18 protein-coding genes are annotated in these 18,001 nt (G+C 61.5%); 2 read left to right on the top strand and 16 right to left on the bottom strand.

The features are described from left to right. Positions 1–125: 125 nt before the first annotated feature. The 6 genes from Thiofri_RS09535 to ccoN all read right to left on the bottom strand — a co-directional run bounded on the left by Thiofri_RS09535 (position 126) and on the right by ccoN (position 5,818). Positions 126–668, bottom strand: coding sequence for a FixH family protein (locus tag Thiofri_RS09535; RefSeq protein WP_009148437.1), 543 nt, complete (start codon positions 666–668; stop codon positions 126–128). Between the two features lie 149 nt (positions 669–817). Next, positions 818–2,272 (bottom strand): cytochrome c oxidase accessory protein CcoG, encoded by a 1,455-nt coding sequence (gene ccoG / locus Thiofri_RS09530; protein WP_051023907.1) that lies wholly within the window; start codon positions 2,270–2,272, stop codon positions 818–820. 154 nt (positions 2,273–2,426) lie between these two features. Continuing rightward, a complete protein-coding gene (gene ccoP / locus Thiofri_RS09525) occupies positions 2,427–3,353 on the bottom strand; it encodes a cytochrome-c oxidase, cbb3-type subunit III (protein WP_009148435.1) in 927 nt (308 codons plus the stop codon). Continuing rightward, on the bottom strand, positions 3,346–3,600 hold the full coding sequence (locus Thiofri_RS09520; protein ID WP_009148434.1) for a cbb3-type cytochrome c oxidase subunit 3: 255 nt from the start codon (positions 3,598–3,600) through the stop codon (positions 3,346–3,348). Before Thiofri_RS09520 ends, ccoP begins: the two co-directional genes overlap by 8 nt. Beyond that, positions 3,593–4,339: a cytochrome-c oxidase, cbb3-type subunit II gene (gene ccoO, locus Thiofri_RS09515; protein WP_009148433.1), complete on the bottom strand. Its 747-nt coding sequence runs from the start codon at positions 4,337–4,339 to the stop codon at positions 3,593–3,595. The genes Thiofri_RS09520 and ccoO overlap by 8 nt, the downstream gene beginning before the upstream one ends. A 27-nt stretch (positions 4,340–4,366) precedes the next feature. Further along, positions 4,367–5,818 (bottom strand): cytochrome-c oxidase, cbb3-type subunit I, encoded by a 1,452-nt coding sequence (ccoN, locus tag Thiofri_RS09510; protein WP_009148432.1) that lies wholly within the window; start codon positions 5,816–5,818, stop codon positions 4,367–4,369. Positions 5,819–6,230: 412 nt separating this feature from the next. Here ccoN and Thiofri_RS09505 point away from each other — a divergent pair, with 412 nt between their 5' ends. Further along, positions 6,231–8,507: a hypothetical protein gene (locus Thiofri_RS09505; RefSeq protein ID WP_009148431.1), complete on the top strand. Its 2,277-nt coding sequence runs from the start codon at positions 6,231–6,233 to the stop codon at positions 8,505–8,507. A 118-nt stretch (positions 8,508–8,625) separates the two neighbouring features. Here the strand turns inward: Thiofri_RS09505 and rpoS are convergent, their stop codons facing one another. The 5 genes from rpoS to surE all read right to left on the bottom strand — a co-directional run bounded on the left by rpoS (position 8,626) and on the right by surE (position 12,699). Continuing rightward, a complete protein-coding gene (gene rpoS, locus Thiofri_RS09500) occupies positions 8,626–9,627 on the bottom strand; it encodes an RNA polymerase sigma factor RpoS (RefSeq protein WP_009148430.1) in 1,002 nt (333 codons plus the stop codon). A gap of 79 nt (positions 9,628–9,706) precedes the next feature. Next, positions 9,707–10,510 carry a peptidoglycan DD-metalloendopeptidase family protein gene (locus tag Thiofri_RS09495; RefSeq protein WP_040855721.1) on the bottom strand — a complete coding sequence of 268 codons (804 nt, stop codon included), beginning with the start codon at positions 10,508–10,510 and terminating at the stop codon, positions 9,707–9,709. 91 nt (positions 10,511–10,601) lie between these two features. Continuing rightward, positions 10,602–11,186 carry a YqaA family protein gene (locus Thiofri_RS09490; protein WP_009148428.1) on the bottom strand — a complete coding sequence of 195 codons (585 nt, stop codon included), beginning with the start codon at positions 11,184–11,186 and terminating at the stop codon, positions 10,602–10,604. Next, the gene (locus tag Thiofri_RS09485) at positions 11,186–11,857 is read right to left on the bottom strand and encodes a protein-L-isoaspartate(D-aspartate) O-methyltransferase (protein ID WP_009148427.1); all 672 of its coding nucleotides are present in this window, start codon (positions 11,855–11,857) and stop codon (positions 11,186–11,188) included. The genes Thiofri_RS09490 and Thiofri_RS09485 overlap by 1 nt, the downstream gene beginning before the upstream one ends. After that, positions 11,854–12,699 (bottom strand): 5'/3'-nucleotidase SurE, encoded by an 846-nt coding sequence (gene surE / locus Thiofri_RS09480; RefSeq protein WP_009148426.1) that lies wholly within the window; start codon positions 12,697–12,699, stop codon positions 11,854–11,856. Before surE ends, Thiofri_RS09485 begins: the two co-directional genes overlap by 4 nt. A gap of 377 nt (positions 12,700–13,076) precedes the next feature. On the opposite strand from surE, the gene Thiofri_RS09475 reads away from it, so the two are divergent. Beyond that, positions 13,077–13,640, top strand: coding sequence for a Smr/MutS family protein (locus tag Thiofri_RS09475; protein ID WP_009148425.1), 564 nt, complete (start codon positions 13,077–13,079; stop codon positions 13,638–13,640). Positions 13,641–13,716: 76 nt separating this feature from the next. On the opposite strand, the gene truD is transcribed toward Thiofri_RS09475, so the two are convergent. Genes truD through eno form a run of 5 tightly spaced genes read right to left on the bottom strand, consistent with a single transcriptional unit; the run spans position 13,717 to position 17,797 of the window. Next, entirely contained in the window at positions 13,717–14,835 is a 1,119-nt protein-coding gene (truD, locus tag Thiofri_RS09470; RefSeq protein WP_009148424.1) for a tRNA pseudouridine(13) synthase TruD, read from the bottom strand. Positions 14,836–14,847: 12 nt separating this feature from the next. Beyond that, positions 14,848–15,336 carry a 2-C-methyl-D-erythritol 2,4-cyclodiphosphate synthase gene (gene ispF / locus Thiofri_RS09465; RefSeq protein ID WP_009148423.1) on the bottom strand — a complete coding sequence of 163 codons (489 nt, stop codon included), beginning with the start codon at positions 15,334–15,336 and terminating at the stop codon, positions 14,848–14,850. Next, on the bottom strand, positions 15,330–16,160 hold the full coding sequence (gene ispD / locus Thiofri_RS09460) for a 2-C-methyl-D-erythritol 4-phosphate cytidylyltransferase (RefSeq protein WP_009148422.1): 831 nt from the start codon (positions 16,158–16,160) through the stop codon (positions 15,330–15,332). The genes ispF and ispD overlap by 7 nt, the downstream gene beginning before the upstream one ends. After that, positions 16,160–16,489: a cell division protein FtsB gene (gene ftsB / locus Thiofri_RS09455; protein WP_009148421.1), complete on the bottom strand. Its 330-nt coding sequence runs from the start codon at positions 16,487–16,489 to the stop codon at positions 16,160–16,162. The genes ispD and ftsB overlap by 1 nt, the downstream gene beginning before the upstream one ends. A 30-nt stretch (positions 16,490–16,519) precedes the next feature. Beyond that, on the bottom strand, positions 16,520–17,797 hold the full coding sequence (gene eno, locus Thiofri_RS09450) for a phosphopyruvate hydratase (RefSeq protein WP_009148420.1): 1,278 nt from the start codon (positions 17,795–17,797) through the stop codon (positions 16,520–16,522). Between the last annotated feature and the right edge of the window lie 204 nt (positions 17,798–18,001).

Below are 18,001 nucleotides of genomic sequence, written 5' to 3'. Positions count from 1 at the left end.
GGACGCCGCCGTGAAGCCTACAAGGACGTATTCACGGCGTCCCCCGCGACCGGCACCCGGCCCAAAACTCGCCGAAATCCCATGTGATTTGGGTATAAGCGGGCAAGTTGATTCGCTCATTCGCCTCATGGATTCACGTAGAGGCGTTTATCAAGTCGGTAGCTGGCCTCGCCTTCGGTGACCTCGATTAGCATGTCCCACAGGCCCGGCAGCGGGAAGCTGACCTCGGCACCATAGCGCCCCGGCGCTTCCACCAACATGGGCAGTGAAAAATCCTGCCCGGCATCCGAGGGTCGATAGGCAAAGAGGCGCACCGCATCTGGCGTCACCGGCTGCCCGACCTTGTCCACAACAAAAAAACGCAGGTTTTTTGGCTGCCCGGCCCTGAGGTCCGGTGGAATATCTGCCTCCAGCATGTGGTCTTTGTTGGCAGCAGCGCGCGAACGAATGCTCTCTTCCATCGCGCGGCCACGTTCGTAGTAGTCATCCACCACCAGACCCGGGCTGGTGACAACAGCCAGAGTCACCATCAGGATATTGACCGCCAGCACCACGACAATCAGCGCGATCCAAGCACGCACCCAGGGGCTTTGCCAGGCAGATTGCGTCGCGGACAGGGGCGCTTCGGCGGGCGGCACATGCGAGGCGCTTACTGGTGTCCTTGTCATCTTTGTCATCTCCTGGAACTGGTGGGCACGGCAACCAGCTAAGGCTGGCGGCAGCCAACGGGGGCCATCTCACAGTTTCAATCAGGCTCACAGTTTCAATCAGGCTCAGAGCTTCAATCAGGCTCACAGTTTCAATCAGGCTCAGAGCTTCAATCAGGGCCGGGCGCGAAAAACGCACTCTCCCGTTCTGCCGTGGCCTGAGTCCCATCCGCCAGGCTGGCCTCGGCGGTAAAAAAGATGGGAATACTCTCGCCGGTCAGATGCGCGCGCTCGATGCGGATAAAGACCATCATGGGCGTCACCTCCCCATGGCGCATGCTCAGGCTATGCTCGATTCCCCTGACTTCAATCGGTACCGGGCTGCTGACGGCAATCTGCGCCTGAAGATCATCATTGGATTTATTCAGCACCTTCAGCGTGTATTTGTTCTGAATGGAGCCATCGCTTAACTCCACGAACAGCGGCGAGCGTTCGTGCAGCACGTTCAATTCAATGCTGACCAGGGTCGAAAAACCATAGCCGATGCCCAGCACCGAGAGCACCAGAATTCCCAGATAAACCCAGACCCGCACGCTCAGCAGCATGGGTCTGACCCGTCGGCCTTCGAGTTCATCGAGCGAGGCGTAGCGAATCAGACCGCGCGGGCGGCTGATTTTATCCATCACTTGATCGCAGGCATCGAGGCAGAGCGCGCAAGTAATGCAGCCCTCCTGCTGACCGGCGCGGATGTCGATGCCGGTCGGGCAAACGGCGACGCATTGATTGCAATCGATACAGTCACCCTGCCCGGTCGCATCGCCTAAAGCCTCTTTGCGCAGCCGCCCGCGCGGCTCGCCACGGTTGAGGTCATAGGCCGGCACCAGGGTGGTGCGATCAAGCATTACCCCCTGAATACGCGCATAGGGACAGAGCCAGAAACAAACCTGTTCGCGCAGCCAGCCCGCCAGCAGATAGGTACCGACGGTGAACAGCGCGACAGAAGCATAAACGGCGCCATTGGCCTGGCCGGTGAAGAAGTCCCGCCAAAGTGAAAAAACACCATAAAACCAGGCGACAAAGCTCCAGCCGGTGGCGAAGCCAATCAACAGCCACAACAGATGTTTGGCGCTCTTAATGCGCAGCTTGTGGAGACTCAAAGGCGCCCGATCCAGCGCGCGCCGCTGGCGTGGATCACCTTCGAGCCATTCCTCGATCAGGGTGAAAATATCCGTCCAGACCGTCTGAAAGCAGAAAAAGCCACAATAAACCCGCCCGGCCAGCGCCGTGGCCACCGCGAGCAGAATGGCGAAGAACAGCAGCAGCAGGGACAGCATCCAGAAGTCCTGCGGCAGCACGGTAGCGCCAAACAAATGATACTGGCGATGGGGAATATCAAAGAGCACCGCCTGGCGTCCATCCCAGCGCAGATAGGGCCCAAGGAAAAAGATCAGCCAGACGGATGCGGCCCACCACTTAATGCGCCGCCAGCGCCCGGGCAGACGCTTGGCATGGATGGTCTTGCCGCCGGTGTTGACCTGCCAGTGCTCGGACTCGGCATAGAGATCATCGAGCGTGCCGGGTTGCGGACTGGCCTGCGTCCTAGTTGGAGTATCGCTGGTTGGGATATCGCTCAAAAACCACTCCCGACTGGAACCTTGCGGCTGATCAGCACTGGTGTCAGCACTGGTCTCAACATTGGCAGTCTTACTGGATTAAGCCATGATATGGCCTAGGTCTGACCCGGATGCGGCTCTTCGTCAAGTTCAGATCCCAGGCAGATTACTGACCGCCGCCAAGTTCGTGCACATAGACGGCCAGCTTTTTGATTTGGTTTTCATCCAGGCGCCCTGCCGCACTGCCATCACCGCCGAATTTGGGCATCACCGCGTCGCGCGTCTGCTCGACACCGGCTTGATTCACGCCATAGAGGATGGTGTGTTTGGCACTCTCAAATCCACCCGGACGAAAACGCCACAACCGGTCGGTCAAATTGGCCGCGCCCACGCTGATGACATCCCCATTCGGCAGGGTGCCGATCACGCCATTTGCCTCGGGGCCATGGCAGCCGAAGCAGCCTTTGGTTTTAAAGAGCCCCCAAGCTTCGGCACTTGCCTCCCGGCCCTCGCTCAGATCGACCGCAAACTGGGCCAGAGTGTCGACTTCCTGCTCACTGAGAATGTTCTGATGGGCGATCATGTTGCCCTTGCGACCGCCGTTGATGGTTTCGGTGATCTTGCCGAGCGTGCCGCCCCACAGCCAGTCGTTATCGGCCAGCACCGGGTAGCCGGGATTGCCCTGACCGCCACTGCCATGACAGGCCGCGCAATAATCGCCAAAGACTACCTTGGATGACGCCAGGGTGTATTGCAGCAGGCCAGGGTCGGCGAGAATTTCCTCGGCCGACATCTGCGCGATGCGATTCTCATATTCGGCGCGCACCTCCTCAACCTGCGCCATGCCCTCTTTGAACTCCTTGATGGAACTCCAGGCGAGCATCCCCTCGGTGTGCTGTTGCTCGGTCTGGTCAAGCTTCCAGGGCGGTGTCGGCCACATGGGATAGAGCAGGCCATAGAGTACCCACCAGGCGATGGACAGCCAGAAGGCGTTCATCCACCAGCGCGGCGGCGGGTTACGCAGCTCGCGCAGGTTATCATCCCAGAAATGGCCGGTGTTGTTCTCGCCGGGGAATGGATTCTCGTCAGCCATGGCCACCTCCGCTGCGGTCGTCTTTGCCATCAACCCGATCTGCCCCGACTGGGTCTGCCTCAACCGCGTCTTCTTCAAAGGGGAGATATTTTCTTGCTTCCAGCGCCTCGCGATTCTTGGGCCGGAATACCTGGAAATAGGCCACGACCATGAGCACCGTGATGGCCACCGTCAGCAAGGTGCCGTACCAGTCGGTCAGCGTCATGGCCTGCCAGTCGGTATGAAAATACTCAGCCAGGCTATTCACGATAATCCACCCCTGGTTTCAGGTTGGCCATGGTGCCGAGCACCTGAAGATAGGCGACTAGGGCGTCCATCTCAGTTTTGTCAGCCATCAGCGCCGGAGCACCCTTGATGTCCTCATCCGCGTAAGGCACGCCGATTGCACGCAATCCGTGCATGCGCCAGCGCTGGCGCTTGCCTTTGAGCATGCGTTTATCAAGCCAGGGATAACCCGGCATGATGGACTCCGGCACCACCGCACGCGGATCGCGCAAATGCTGCCGTTGCCATTGATCCGAGTACTTACCACCAACACGGGCAAGATCGGGGCCGGTGCGCTTCGATCCCCATTGGAAGGGGTGATCGAACATGGATTCAGACGCCAGGGAATAATGCCCATAGCGTTCGCGCTCGTCGCGGAAAGGGCGCACCTGCTGGGAATGGCACAGATAACAACCTTCGCGCTGATAAATATCCCGCCCCGCCAACTCCAATGAAGTGTAGGGCCGGATGCCGTCACCGGCTTTCCAGTTCCAGACCTCCCGGCCATTGTCATCGACAGTGACGATGGGCGTCTTGCCGGCCTCCTCCCAGACGATTTCCGGGAAGCGGTTGGCCTCCTCGGTGTCCTTTAGGTAAAACAGCGGCACGATCTCAACGATGCCGCCGACTGACAGCACAATGGCTGTCATGATCAGCAGGCCCCAGATGTTGCGCTCGAGAAAATCCTGCACTCCGCGCTGTGCGGCTTTGGTCTTCGCCATGGCGTAATTCTCCTGAACCGAACGCTGTCAGACCGCCACTGGAACCAGGGGTCCGCGCGCCTCGCGCAGACTGCCCTCGGAAGCGGACTTCCACACCGTCATCAGCACATTAAAGAGCATCACCGTGGCGCCGAACAGGAAGATGGCGCCACCGACCGCGCGCATCGCGTAGTAAGGGTGCATGGCCGCGACTGACTCGACAAAGGTGTAGGCCAGGGTGCCGTAATCGTCGTAGGCGCGCCACATCAGGCCCTGCATAATGCCGGCCACCCACATGGCCACGATGTAAATCACCGTGCCGATGGTCGCCGTCCAAAAATGGACATTAATCAGCGTCTCAGACCATATCCGGGTATGCCACAGCCGCGTCATTAAATGGTAAATGGCGCCAATGGAAACTCCGGCGACCCAGCCAAGCGCACCTGAGTGCACATGCCCAATGGTCCAGTCGGTGTAGTGCGACAGGGCATTGACCGTCTTGAGCGCCATCACCGGTCCCTCGAAGGTCGACATGGCATAGAAGGCCAGCGCGATGATCAAAAACCGCAGCACATAGTCGGTGCGCAGTTTGTCCCAGGCACCCGAGAGCGTCATCATGCCATTCACCGCACCGCCCCAGGAGGGGATGATCATGGCGATGGATACGGCCGCCCCCAGCGAGCCAGTCCAGTCCGGCAGCGCGGTGTATTGCAGATGGTGCGCGCCGAGCCAGACGTAGCCGAACATCAGCGCCCAGAAGTGAATGACCGACAGCCGGTAGGAGTAAACCGGCCGGTTCGCCTGTTTGGGCACGAAGTAGTACATGATGCCGAGGAACCCGGCGGTGAGGTAAAAGCCGACCGCATTGTGCCCCCACCACCATTGGATCATGGCGTCCTGCACGCCGGAGAACAGGCTGTAGGACTTAAACAGCCCCACCGGGATGGCCAGGCTGTTGACCACATGCAGGTAGACGATCATCACCATCATGCCGAGGAAGAACCAGTTCGACACATAGATGTGCGAGCTCTTGCGATGCGCGATGGTCATGATGAAATTGAAGGTAAACGCCAGCCAGACCGCCGCAATCAAGATATCGATTGGCCATTCCAGCTCGGCGTATTCCTTGGACTGGGTAAAGCCGAACGGTAACGTCAGCACCGCCAGAACGATGACCAGGTTCCAGCCCCAGAAGGTATACCAGGCGAGCTTGTTGCTCCACAGCGGTACGCCGCAGGTGCGCTGCACCGTATAGAAGGCCGTGCCCATCAGAGTACAGCCGCCGAAGGCAAAGATGACGGCATTGGTATGGACCGGGCGCAGCCGCCCGAAGGAGATGAGCGGATTGTCGAAATTTAGCCAGGGCCAAGCCAGTTCTGAGGCGATATAGACGCCGACTGATGCGCCAAAGACCAAATAAACCACCGCCATGATGGTAAACCAGCGCACGACGTCGAAGTCGTACTTGCGCTCGGCCGCGCTGTCCGCCGTTGCTTCCATAAACTCCTCCACAAAAACGACTGCGGAACCGAGAATCTGGCGTATCGCGCAAGCGATCACCAGCCAGGAGCTGAAGGAGCGCGACGGAACCGAAACAATGATAAGCCGCAGCCAACCTGCCCCGATTGAGCCCCTAATCGGGTAACATCAAACATCAGCGAGGACCGGCAGATGGGCCCTGACCGCGCGTTTTTTCAGCCTCTTCAATCACAATTCATCAGCGCCTGAAAGTCAAGATACTCGAGTCAAATACTCAAGCTTTGCAATGGCAGCCGCCCACCGCATGAGGCATCAGGCCCAGCACTGCGTCCTCAACGCCCACGCATCTGATTGAGGCCGCAGGCAACAAGGCTATCATCTTCCGCAAAGATTTCAGAACGCAGGGACCATGAACGAGGAGCGATCACGACCGATGGCAGATACCACCAAGGAACCTCAGCCCCCTCATCGCTGGCGCTTTGCCCGGGTCGGCAGCTTCAACCAGGTCTTGCTCCAGAGCGCCGATGATCTAAGACAACTCGGTGAGCTTGATCAGAAACTCTGGGCCACCCTGAGCTGCCCAACCACCGGCCTGGAGTTTGATCAGCAGACGCTGGAGCTGCTCGATTCGAACGGTGACGGTCGTGTCAGGGCGCAGGATCTGATCGAGGCCGTCGCCTGGGTCTGTCACCGACTGAAAGACCCGGCAGACCTGTTCTCGCGCGCCGCAGCCTTGCCCCTGGATGCAATCGACGACAGCCATCCGGAAGGCCTCACCTTGCGCACTGCGGCACGGCATATCCTCGACTTTCTGGGGGAGCAGGAGGCACAGGCAATCACCGCTGAGCATACCGCTGAGTCGCAGCGCATTCTCGCTAGCACCCGGTTCAACGGGGACGGAGTGGTCACGCCCAATACCGCAGAGGAGCCAGCCCTGAGCGCCGCGATTGAAGACATCATCGCCTGTGTCGGCTCTGTGCCGGACCGGTCCGGGCAGGATGGCATTGATCAAACTCTGAGTGAGCGTTTCTTCGATGCCGCGGAGGCCTATCTGGTCTGGTGGGAAAAGGCCCACGCCGATGACGGTCAGCGCCTGCCGCTGGGTGACGACACGCCGCAGGCTTTCGCCGCGTTGGCGTCGGTGCAGGCCAAGATCGATGATTTCTTCACGCGCGTGCGCCTCGCTGCTTTCGATGCGAGCGCGGCCGACCATCTGAACCCCGCCGAGGAGGACTATGCCGCGCTCGCCAAGGCGACTCTCTCCGCGCATGCCGATAGCCTCGCCGAGTTTCCCATCGCGCGCATCACCCGAGGGGCCGAGCTGCCCCTGGTGGACGGGCTGAACCCGCGTTGGGCCGCTGCGGTCCAGGCATTCAGAACCCGCGTGATCACGCCCCTGCTCGGCGAGCGTGACCACCTGAGCGAGGCCCAATGGCAAGAGATCACCGCAGCATTCGAGGGCTATTGCGACTGGGCAGCCAAGTCGAGCGCGTCGCCAGTTGCACCGCTTGGCCCGGCGCGCGTCAGGGAGCTTCTGCACCAGCAAACCCGCGCCGCGCTCGATTCACTCATTGTCGAGGACTGCAAAGCCGCCAGTCTGGCGGATGCTGTCCTGGACGTGAACAGGCTGGTGCACTACCACCAGCATCTCGATACCCTGCTGCAGAGCTATGTGTCACTCCAGGACTTCTACACCCCAGGGCGCATCGCGGTTTTCCAGGCCGGTACCCTTTATCTGGACGGGCGCAGCTGCGACCTGTGCATCCGCGTTCAGGACCCTAACGCCCACGGCGAGCTGGCAACACTGAGTCAAACCTTCCTCGTCTACTGTCGCTGTCGCCGACGCGATGGTGAGGATGAAATGACCATCGTCGCGGCCGTGACCAATGGCCATGCCCGCAACCTCATGGTTGGGCGCAACGGTATTTTCTATGACCGCCAGGATCGTGACTGGGATGCGACCGTGATCAAGGTGGTCACCCATCCTATCAGCGTCGGCGAGGCTGCCTGGTTACCTTATCGACGCGTGGGGCGTGCAATCGCTCAGTGGGTCGAGCGCTTCTCGAGCGAGCGTGACAAGGCCATTGACGACGGCAGTCTCAAGACGATTAGCGAGTTGACCGCCCATGCCCAAGCCGGCACGCCGGCCAAGTCGCCGTTCGACATCGCCAGGTTCGCCGGCATCTTCGCCGCCATTGGCCTGGCCATCGGCGCAATCGGCACGGCCTTGGCGTCGATTTTTGGCGGACTATTGGAGATGCAATGGTGGGAGTTGCCGATCGACATCGCGGGCCTGATGCTGCTGATCTCGGGTCCATCGATGCTGCTGGCCTTTCTCAAGCTGCATCAACGCAATCTCGGCCCGCTGCTTGATGGCAACGGCTGGGCCGTGAATACCCGCGCAAAGATCAATATCCCATTCGGTAGCACCCTGACCCGCACCGCGCGGCTGCCGCAAGGGGCGCGACTCGCACTCGGCACCGCTGCCAGCCGCGCCAGTGCTCGTGGCCCACGCGAATGGGCGCGCGCGATACTACTGGTGGTTGGCCTGTTAGCGCTGCTGCTGGCCTGGATGTATTGGAACCCGGAGATCCCACTGGCCAAGCATTTACAGCAGTGGCGGGATCGCCTGGAAACGATTCAGTCAACCCAGGCTTCGGCTGCGACAGCGGCGGAGCAAGACGCCAAGGATGGGTCGCCAGCGCAGTAAAGCCCGATGCCAGATCGGCCATTGGGATCGCACAGCTGATCACGAAAATGGATTTGGCTGAACGACGCGGGTAGCCCGCGCGCTGTGCCAACCCGATGATGCGACCGCATCATCCGGTCTAGCGAAAGAATGCCTCGGACGAAAAACCTTCGCGTTCAAGGGTCTGGCGCAGTCGCCGCAGGGCGTCCATCTGAATCTGGCGCACTCGTTCGCGCGTGACACCAAGCTCGTGGGCGACCCGCTCAAGTGTTGAATGCTCGTAACCATGCAGTCCGAAGCGCCGTTCGACCACTTCGCGCTGCTTGTCGTTGAGTTTATCCAGCCAGCGCTCGAGCTTCCTATGCACGTCATCATCCTGGATGTAGTCACTCAGGTCGTCGAGTGAATCATCCTCCAGCATATCGACCAGCGGCTTGTCCGCATCCTTGCCCAGCGGGGTGTCGACCGAGGCGATGCGCTCGTTCAGCCCCAGCATGCGTTTGACGTCGGAGATGGGCCGATCAAGCAACTCGGCCACCTCCTCGTCGGTTGGCTCATGATCAAGCTGTTGCGACAAGGCGCGTGCGGCCTTGAGGTAGATATTGATCTCCTTGACCACATGAATCGGCAGCCGCACCGTGCGGGTTTGATTCATGATCGCGCGCTCAATGGTCTGGCGAATCCACCAGGTGGCGTAGGTCGAGAAGCGGAAACCGCGCTCGGGGTCGAACTTCTCGACCGCGCGCATCAGGCCAAGGTTGCCCTCCTCGATCAGATCGAGCAATGGCAGGCCACGATTGAGGTAACGCCGGGCGATTTTCACCACCAGCCGCAGATTGCTCACAATCATGCAACGCCGGGCCTCCTCGTCGCCCTGATTGGCCAGGCGCGAGTAGTGAATTTCTTCCTCGGCACTTAGCAGGGGCGAGCCGCCAATTTCGTTTAAGTACAGCCGGGTTGCGTCGAAATCGCCCCCTCCTGGGGTGAAGCCGTTTTCACCTCTGCCCCCATTCAACTTTTTTTGTTCTTCGACGAGCAAATCCTCGTCCTCCATTTCATCCTGCGCACTGAGCAGCTCGTCCTGGTCCTCGTCCGCAGCCAGGTCATCGGGCATATCGTCCTCGATCTTTCTAGCGACCACGGGTGCCTCCCACGCTCGCCACGGTCATCGAAGGGGCTGCCAGGCTAGACACCAAAAACATCATGCGCGCGATTCTTCGTTAGCGTTTCGGCAAATAGCCGAGCGGATCAACAGTGGCGCCATCACGGCGAATTTCAAAGTGCAGCAGATACTTGCCATTTGGCGCCTGACCGGCCTCCGCGATGACCTGACCGGCACGGACCCGATCACCCTGCTTGGCAAGAAGCTGACGATTGAAGCCATAGACGCTCAAGAAGTGGTCATTGTGCTTGATGATGACAAGATTGCCATAGCCTTTGAGTCCGCTGCCGCTATAGACCACGCTGCCCTTGGCAGCAGCGCCAATCTTGGCGCCCGGCGATGTCGCGATGCGGATACCCTGGCGACTGCGATCACCAGCCCGGTAGCTCTGCTCAACCGCGCCATTGACCGGCCATTGCCAGGTCACGCCGCTAGAACGTGCGGCACTGCCAGCCGCAGTAGCCTTTGTTGATGATGATTGGGATGCCGTTGACGCTGTCTGCGGCTTTTCGTCCGATCGCGCAGCACTCGGCCTTTCGGCCCGACCACTTCCTGCCGCGATTGTCGCGGGCCGCCCGCGCTGCGCGCGCGTGGGCCCTACCCGCAATAAGCTCCCGGCATGAATCCGGTACGGCGGCCCGAGATCGTTCCAGGCCGCGAGCGTCGAAACCGAATGCCCGGTGCGCCTGGAAATGCCCGTGAGCGTATCGCCACGCAGAACGCGGTAATAGCCGCGCGGTGCGGGGCCGTAACCATCCCGGCTTTCCACCGGAGCCAGCACGCCACCGCCACTGCAACCGGCAATAAATGCAACCAGCACCAGCGCGATGCATGTCAGACCCGCGCGCCAGTTCACGGCCATCACCCGGCTGCGCCCATGGCCGACGCCCGCCGATCTGGCTAGCCATCTGTCCCTGCGACTGATATCAGCAGCCAACACCATGAGTCAAACCTTAGAGAATTACCTTGATGAGCACAAAGAGCCCAATAGCCACAACCACCAACCAGCCAATCCAGTCAACGTAACGGCGCAACTGCGCTTCCATCGGCGCGCCACCCCAGACCATCAGCGCCGCAACCATGAAAAACCGCAGACCGCGCCCAATGGCCGAGGCGATGGCGAATGGAACCAAGGCCATGCCCACAACGCCTGCCGTGATGGTAAACACCTTATAGGGAATGGGCGAGAAGCCGGCCAAAAACACCGCCCAAATACCCCAGTGCTCGAACCAGTCCTGCGCCTGCCCGAAGGCCTCGGCATAATGGCCGCCCGGGCCGACAATGGGCTCGACCAGATCGAAGGCCAGGCGGCCGATCAGATAGCCGAGCAAACCGCCAGCAACCGAGGCCAGGGTGGTCAAACCCGCAAACCACCAGGCACGTTGCGGGCGCGTCAGGCACATGGGTGCCAGCATCACATCCGGCGGTATCGGGAAGAAAGACGACTCCGAGAAGCTCAAGGCGCCAAGGTACCAGGGCGCGTGCCGATGCTCCGACCAACGCATGACCCGGGTGTAAAGCGCTGAAAACAGCCGCATCAGCCAACTCCTCCGAGTAACGGGACGAACATGACCGGCTCCAGATCTTCGTGCCGGAAGCCGGTACGAGTCCGGGTCAGGCGCACCAGTCGCTGCTGCGAGCCCACGACCAACGGCAGCAACATCGAGCCGCCGGGAGAGAGTTGCTCGGCCAGGCATCGGGGGATACCCTCGGAAGCGGCAGTGATAAGGATGCCATCAAAAGGCGCCATTTCCGGCCAGCCGAGGCGACCATCGCCATGGCGATAGCGCACATTACGCAATTTCAGCGTCTGTAGCCGCGGTTCGGCAAGACCCCAGAGGGCGGCGAGCCGCTCAATTGTGTAGACCCGGCGCACCAGCATCGCCAGCACGGCGGTCTGAAAACCCGACCCGGTGCCAATCTCCAGCACTGTGGAGCAGGGACCGGATTCCAGCAACAGTTCGGTCATCCGCGCAACGATATAGGGCTGGGAAATGGTCTGACCATGGCCGATGGGCAGGGCCGAGTCCTCGTAGGCGCGGGTGCCTAGGGCCTCGTCGATGAACAGATGCCGGGGAATCCCGGCCAGAGTCTCCAAGACTTGCTGGTTGCGAATGCCGTCTTCTTCCAGCCGGGCCAGCAGACGATCCCGCCCGCGCAGCGCAAGGGGTTCGCGCTCAAAGGCCGGGTTCTTTTGGGGCTCGATCACCGCAGACCCTCCAGCCAGGCGTCCAGCGCAGCCACGGCACTATGGCGGGTGAGATCCACCTGTAGCGGCGTGACCGAGATGTAGCCATCGCGCACTGCGGCAAAATCGGTTCCCTCGCCAGCGTCCTGCTCCGGTCCGGGCGGACCCACCCAATAGACAGGCCGGCCACGCGGGTCCTCGGCGCGGATCATGGGCTCCGACTTGTGCCTATTGCCCAGCCGGGTGGCACGCAGGCCATTGATCTCGGTGGCGGGAAGGTCGGGAATGTTCAGGTTGAGAATCATCTGTCCTTGAAAGAGCGCGGCTTGCCATTGTTCTGGCAGTTCTATGTTTCGCTTGGCAGTCGCTTGTGCGGCGCTTGTGCCCCAGTCCGACTCACCGAGGCGCGCGACCAGGCGCGCAGCAATCTCAGCAGCCGTATCCAAATGTCGGGGCTCGAAGGCGCTGCTCGAGACCGCCACCGCCGGCAGGCCAAGAAAACGACCCTCGGTTGCGGCCGCCACTGTGCCTGAGTAGATCACATCGTCGCCAAGATTCGGCCCGTGATTGATCCCGGCAACGACCAGATCCGGCGCCGGATCTGGCGGAAAATCTGATCCAGACTCGAGGAGACCCGAAAGCGCCAAATGCACGCAGTCGGTCGGGGTGCCAAACACACGATACAGGCCGGGCTCGACCCGCTCGGCGCGAACCGGGGTGTCGAGCGTGAGCGAATGACTGGCCCCGCTGCGATCCCGGTCGGGCGCTACCACAGTCACACTCGCGTAACGCGACAGCGCCCCGGCGAGCGCGTGCAGCCCGGGGGACCGGTAGCCATCATCGTTACTGAGAAGGATATTCATGGATGCCACCCATCTGCAAGCCCAGGCGCATGGCGCGGCGCCACTGCGGAAGATGAATCTGTCGTTTCAACCTCAAGGTTCATGATGCAGCGCTATCCCTGCCGATGAGTCACTTGTGATTCAGGGTATACCAATCGAAAACTAATGGTTTTCTGTTTTTGGGTCGGGTGACGGCCACGGGAGTCTCGGCGGCCCTTGATTAGATCAGGGATGCCGCCGGGAAGCCTACAGGGAGGTATTCACGGCGCCCCCTGTTGCCGTCACCCGGCCCAAAACGAGCCGAAATCTCAAAGGGGTTCGGCATAAAGGGCGCCAAGCCATTGCCGCACCCCTTGCTATACTGCCCCAGGCTTGAGCATCAATCTATCACACATCAGATGAAAAAAACCGTTCAAGAGTCTGATTTCGAGCTTTTTCGGCAAGCCGTTGATGATGCCCAGCCGCTCGCAATTGAAGCTCCCGTGCCCTATCGGGAACGCCCGCCCCCCATTCCACGACCGCGCCCGCCAGAGGCTGACGAGACCGAGGAACGCCGGCTGTCGGAACATGAAATCGACACCCCCGAGTACCTGCTTTACGCCCAGCCCGGCGTGCAGCACCGGGTGCTTGGCGAGTTGCAACGCGGGCGCATCGCAGTCGATCTCGAACTCGATCTGCATGGCCTCACCGCCGCCCACGCCCAAGCAACGCTGCGCGAATTCCTCGCCGACTGCCGCGCCCGGCGCGTGCGCTGCGCCCGGATTATTCACGGCAAGGGCGCGCGCTCACCCGACCGCCCGCCAGTGCTCAAACGCAAACTCAACTACTGGCTGCGGCTGCGCACCGAGGTACTCGCCTTCTGCTCCGCCCCGCGCCACGATGGCGGCACGGGCGCGCTCTATGTGCTGCTGCGCAACCCGGACAAAGCCCAGCGCCGCCGCAGGCGGGACGGCACACACTAAGGCTCATAGACCCGGCCACCCCGGCAACTAAATCCATGAAATTCACGGTTAAGGTCCAACCGTCCGGATTGCACCGTCACGGAGCACTGGCAGCGTCGATTCTGCCGCTTGCCGGCTCCAACCAATCACCCAACTCGCGCACCACCGAGGTCGCATAAGCACCCGCCGGCAGGCGGAACCTCAACAGCAGGCAAGCCCCCTCCTCCATCTCCCAGCACAAATCCTGTGGGCGCAGAATCAGCGCGCGTCGTTCAGCACGCAAACCCGCGCGGCCAAGGCCCTCGATCCAGCCCGCCCAGGGCACCAAAGCCTCGGTTTCTAGCGCGGCCAGCTCGCCCCCAACAAGAGACTCGCCCGTCCCGCACAGCGGCCCGGTGGGCGACAAATCCCCGCTCGCCACCCGCCCGGCGATGCTGTCATCAATCACCTCAGCCAGAAAATGCGAATGGCTTCCCGCCAGCTGCAGCCGCTCGCCAGGTAGTGCCCGATTCCAGGACCCAAGCTCCACCCGCCGCGCCAGTACCTGATTGAACAACGCCGAGCGCGCGGCTGACAAGAGCAGACCACGCTGATGCCGCGACAGGCGCCGACCGCCACCCGAGTGACCGGTTAGCAGACCATGGGCACGCGCCAGATTGCCCCCATCACGGCCAAAGCGCTGGGGGCCGAAATAGTTTGGCACGCCCTGAGATGCCATAGCGGACAGACGCGCCGGCAGGGCATCGAGATTGCCGGACAACTCGCGCAGGCGCAGCTCGAAGCTGTTCCAGGCGACGGCTCCACGCCGCAGCTTGCGGCCATGACGGCGGCAATCCAGCACTTCGACCCCCTCGGCGACGAGCGGCGACCAGTCTGGCGCCGGCCCCTCGCCCAGGGGCAGCGAAAACCACTGAGTCGCCACCGCCTGGCGATCTTTGAGGCCGGCATAGCCGATGTCGCGCACCGCCACGCCGGACAGCGCGGCCAGGCGCCGCGCCACCCACTCGGTATTGGCGCCTGTCTTGCGAACCTGTAGCAGCCAGTGCGAGCCCTGATCGTCCGGCTCGAAACTCAAGGTCTCGGCGACGGCAAAGTCCTCGGGCTCGGCACGCAGCCGCCCATGGATCAGCGCTGGACCATGCGCGCGCGGCAGATGCTCAAAGCCGATAAGGCGCGTGAGCTCAGCAGAAATGGCCGGGCTTTCCATGCCGCGCATGACAACCGGAACTCAGTCCAGAAAGCCCGGTGGATGCTCAAGCAACACCACGGCGAAAGTCGCAATGCCCTCCCCACGCCCGGTGAAACCCAACCGCTCGCTGGTGGTGGCCTTGATGTTGACCCGTGCCGGAGGGCAGCCCATGTCACCGGCCAGGCAGGCGCGCATCGCCGCGATATGCGGGGCGAGCTTGGGCGCCTGAGCGACGATGGTCAGGTCGGCATTGACCAGGGACAGTTGCTGCGTTGCCAGCGTTTCCATCACCCGGCGCAGCAGCACGCGGCTGTCGATATCCTTGAAGGCCGGATCATTGTCCGGGAAATGATGCCCGATGTCGCCGAAGCCGCCAGCGCCGAGCAGGGCATCGCACAGGGCGTGAATTACTACATCGCCATCGGAATGGGCCTCAAGCCCGAATTCGTGCGCGACCTCGACCCCGGCCAACACCAGTCGCCGCCCCGAGGCGAAACGATGCACGTCAATTCCCTGCCCGATCAGCATGCCGACTCCGGTTGTGTCTGTTTGGCTTGTTCAGCCTGTTGCGAGAGATAAAAGCGCGCCAGGTCCAGATCCTCGGGGCGCGTGATTTTGATATTATCGCTGTGGCCTTCCACCAGGCGTGGGCTCAGTCCGAGCAGCTCGATGGCGCTGGCATCGTCGGTCACCAGTTGATCATGGGCAAAGGCGAAGTCCAGCGCCTGTCTCAGCTGCCCGAGCCGGAAGGCCTGGGGCGTGAAGGCGCGCCAGAGGTCAGCGCGCGGCACTGTCTCGGCGACCGACACAGTTCGCGGCAGAACATCCGCAGTCAGAACTGCCCCTGGTGCCGCCGCATTGGCAGCTGGTTCAGGGTTGGCGCGCTTGACGGTGTCGTGCACCGGCACCGCAAGCAGCGCGCCCACGGGTTCTCTCACCAGCACCGCCAACAAGCTGTCCAAGTCCGCGCGCCTCAAACAGGGCCGGGCGGCATCGTGCACCAGCACCCAGTCCTGTTCATCAGCCACTGCCGCCAGCGCGTCCAGCCCATTGCGCACCGAGTGACAGCGTTCCGCTCCGCCATCGGCGCGCAGCACGCCGGGATGATCCGCATGGGGACCTTCTGGCCAATAGGGATCATCCGGATGCAGCACCACCACGCAACCGCGAATGCCGGAATGTTCCAGAAAGCAGTCAAGCGCGCGGTCGATTACCCGGCGCCCATCGAGTTCCAGATACTGCTTGGGCCGGGCGGCGCCGAAACGTCGGCCGACGCCGGCTGCCGGGATGAGTACCCAGCAGGCAGCGGCCACCTGAGCCGACTGCCGGGCCGTCTGGCCCACTGATGCCATCAGTGCTCCCCCGCCGGCTCGGCGCGACGGCGCGCGCGCTCGGCGGCCGACTTCTCGATGATCTGCAGAAACAGCTCGCCGTCCTGGATCATGCCGAGATCGAAACGGGCGCGCTCTTCAATAGCCGCCAAGCCGGTTTTCAGACTTTCCACTTCGGCAATCAGCGCCTGATTGCGCGCGCGCAGGCGATCAAGTTCCACCTGCTGCTCGCCAATCTGCCCCTTTAGCGTATGCAATTGCGCCAGACTGCCCTCCCCCACCCACAGGCGGTATTGCAGCAGCCCGAACAAGGCAAGCAGAACCAGCACCAGCCAGCGTATCGAAGTCATAGCGCGCGCTGTGTTCCGATCCGCACCACGTTACAGATACCGAAACGCCGAGCGCCCGGCGTAGACCGCGCTATCGCCAAGTTGATCCTCGATACGCATCAGCTGGTTGTACTTGGCGACGCGATCAGAACGCGACAGGGAGCCGGTCTTGATCTGCCCGGTCGCAGCGGCGACGACCAGATCGGCGATGGTGGTGTCCTCGGTCTCGCCCGAACGATGCGAGACCACGGCGGTGTAGTCGGCACCATGGGCCATGTTGATCGCTGCCAGCGTTTCGGTCAGAGTGCCGATCTGGTTGACCTTAATCAGAATGGAATTGGCAATGCCCTTGTCGATGCCTTCCTGGAGGATTTTGGTATTGGTGACATAAAGATCGTCGCCCACCACCTGCACCTTCGCGCCAAGTCGCTCGGTGTGATCCTTCCAGCCATCCCAGTCGCCTTCGGCCAGGCCGTCCTCGATGCTGATGATGGGATACTTGGCGCACCATTCGAGCATCAGATCCGTCATGCCGGCGGCATCCAAGGTGCGGCCCTCGCCTTTGAGATTGTAGCGGCCGTTTTCGTAGAACTCAGACGCCGCCACGTCCATGCCGAGGTAAATGTCCTGCCCCGCCTTGTAGCCGGCTTTCTCGATCGCTTCGAGAATGACCTCAATCGCCGCCTCGTTTGACGGCAGATCGGGCGCGAAACCACCCTCGTCGCCCACAGAGGTAGCCAGCCCACGCCCCTTGAGTACGGATTTGAGTGCATGAAAAACCTCGGCGCCATAGCGCACCGCTTCGCGGATGCTCGGCGCACCCACCGGCAAAATCATGAACTCCTGAAAATCGACGCTGTTATCGGCATGCTGCCCACCATTGATGATATTCATCATGGGCACCGGCAGGCGATAGTTGCCATTGCCAAGATACTGATACAGCGGCAGGGCTTTTTCCTGCGCGGCAGCATGGGCGGCCGCCATAGACACACCAAGAATGGCATTGGCACCGAGGCGGCCTTTGTTCTCGGTGCCGTCAAGTGCGATCATGCGCTCGTCAAGCGCGACCTGATCCGACACTTCCATGCCCAGCGCCGCTTCGCGAATCTCTCCGCCGATATTGGCGCAAGCATGGAGTACGCCCTTGCCGCCGTAGCGGGATTTATCGCCATCGCGCAGCTCGAGTGCCTCACGCGAACCGGTCGAAGCGCCCGAAGGCACGGCAGCACGACCAATCGCGCCATCGGCGGTGATAACATCGGCTTCAACGGTCGGATTGCCGCGCGAGTCGAGAATCTCCCGCGCGCGGACTTCGACAATTTCAGACATGGTGAATGCTCCAGAAAGTGAAATGATGAAAAATCGAAAATCGGGTTTGGATGCAAAGCTGTCTGGCGGCGATTAACAAGGCAGAGGCGACTTGATTCGCCTGCATTTCGGCTTCACGCACCGAATCAAACAAATTTTACAAAACAGCTCCAATTGGGCTAGAAGCTGACCGCCAAATCCCTACTTAACGGAATGACCCTTTGT

The organism is Thiorhodovibrio frisius, from assembly GCF_033954835.1.
Taxonomy (GTDB): domain Bacteria; phylum Pseudomonadota; class Gammaproteobacteria; order Chromatiales; family Chromatiaceae; genus Thiorhodovibrio; species Thiorhodovibrio frisius.
The sequence above is the reverse complement of the archived record's forward strand: the minus strand, read 5'-3'. Positions and strand labels throughout refer to the sequence as shown.

Coding starts and splice junctions, on each gene's coding strand:
- surE (WP_009148426.1), bottom strand. CDS start 12,699: ATGAATATCCTTCTCAGTAACGATGATGGCTACCGGTCCCCCGGGCTG.
- Thiofri_RS09490 (WP_009148428.1), bottom strand. CDS start 11,186: ATGCGGCTGTTTTCAGCGCTTTACACCCGGGTCATGCGTTGGTCGGAG.
- Thiofri_RS09505 (WP_009148431.1), top strand. CDS start 6,231: ATGGCAGATACCACCAAGGAACCTCAGCCCCCTCATCGCTGGCGCTTT.
- ispD (WP_009148422.1), bottom strand. CDS start 16,160: ATGGCATCAGTGGGCCAGACGGCCCGGCAGTCGGCTCAGGTGGCCGCT.
- truD (WP_009148424.1), bottom strand. CDS start 14,835: ATGCGCGGCATGGAAAGCCCGGCCATTTCTGCTGAGCTCACGCGCCTT.
- ispF (WP_009148423.1), bottom strand. CDS start 15,336: ATGCTGATCGGGCAGGGAATTGACGTGCATCGTTTCGCCTCGGGGCGG.
- ccoO (WP_009148433.1), bottom strand. CDS start 4,339: ATGGCGAAGACCAAAGCCGCACAGCGCGGAGTGCAGGATTTTCTCGAG.
- ccoP (WP_009148435.1), bottom strand. CDS start 3,353: ATGGCTGACGAGAATCCATTCCCCGGCGAGAACAACACCGGCCATTTC.
- ccoN (WP_009148432.1), bottom strand. CDS start 5,818: ATGGAAGCAACGGCGGACAGCGCGGCCGAGCGCAAGTACGACTTCGAC.
- Thiofri_RS09475 (WP_009148425.1), top strand. CDS start 13,077: ATGAAAAAAACCGTTCAAGAGTCTGATTTCGAGCTTTTTCGGCAAGCC.
- ftsB (WP_009148421.1), bottom strand. CDS start 16,489: ATGACTTCGATACGCTGGCTGGTGCTGGTTCTGCTTGCCTTGTTCGGG.
- Thiofri_RS09535 (WP_009148437.1), bottom strand. CDS start 668: ATGACAAGGACACCAGTAAGCGCCTCGCATGTGCCGCCCGCCGAAGCG.
- Thiofri_RS09495 (WP_040855721.1), bottom strand. CDS start 10,510: ATGGCCGTGAACTGGCGCGCGGGTCTGACATGCATCGCGCTGGTGCTG.
- eno (WP_009148420.1), bottom strand. CDS start 17,797: ATGTCTGAAATTGTCGAAGTCCGCGCGCGGGAGATTCTCGACTCGCGC.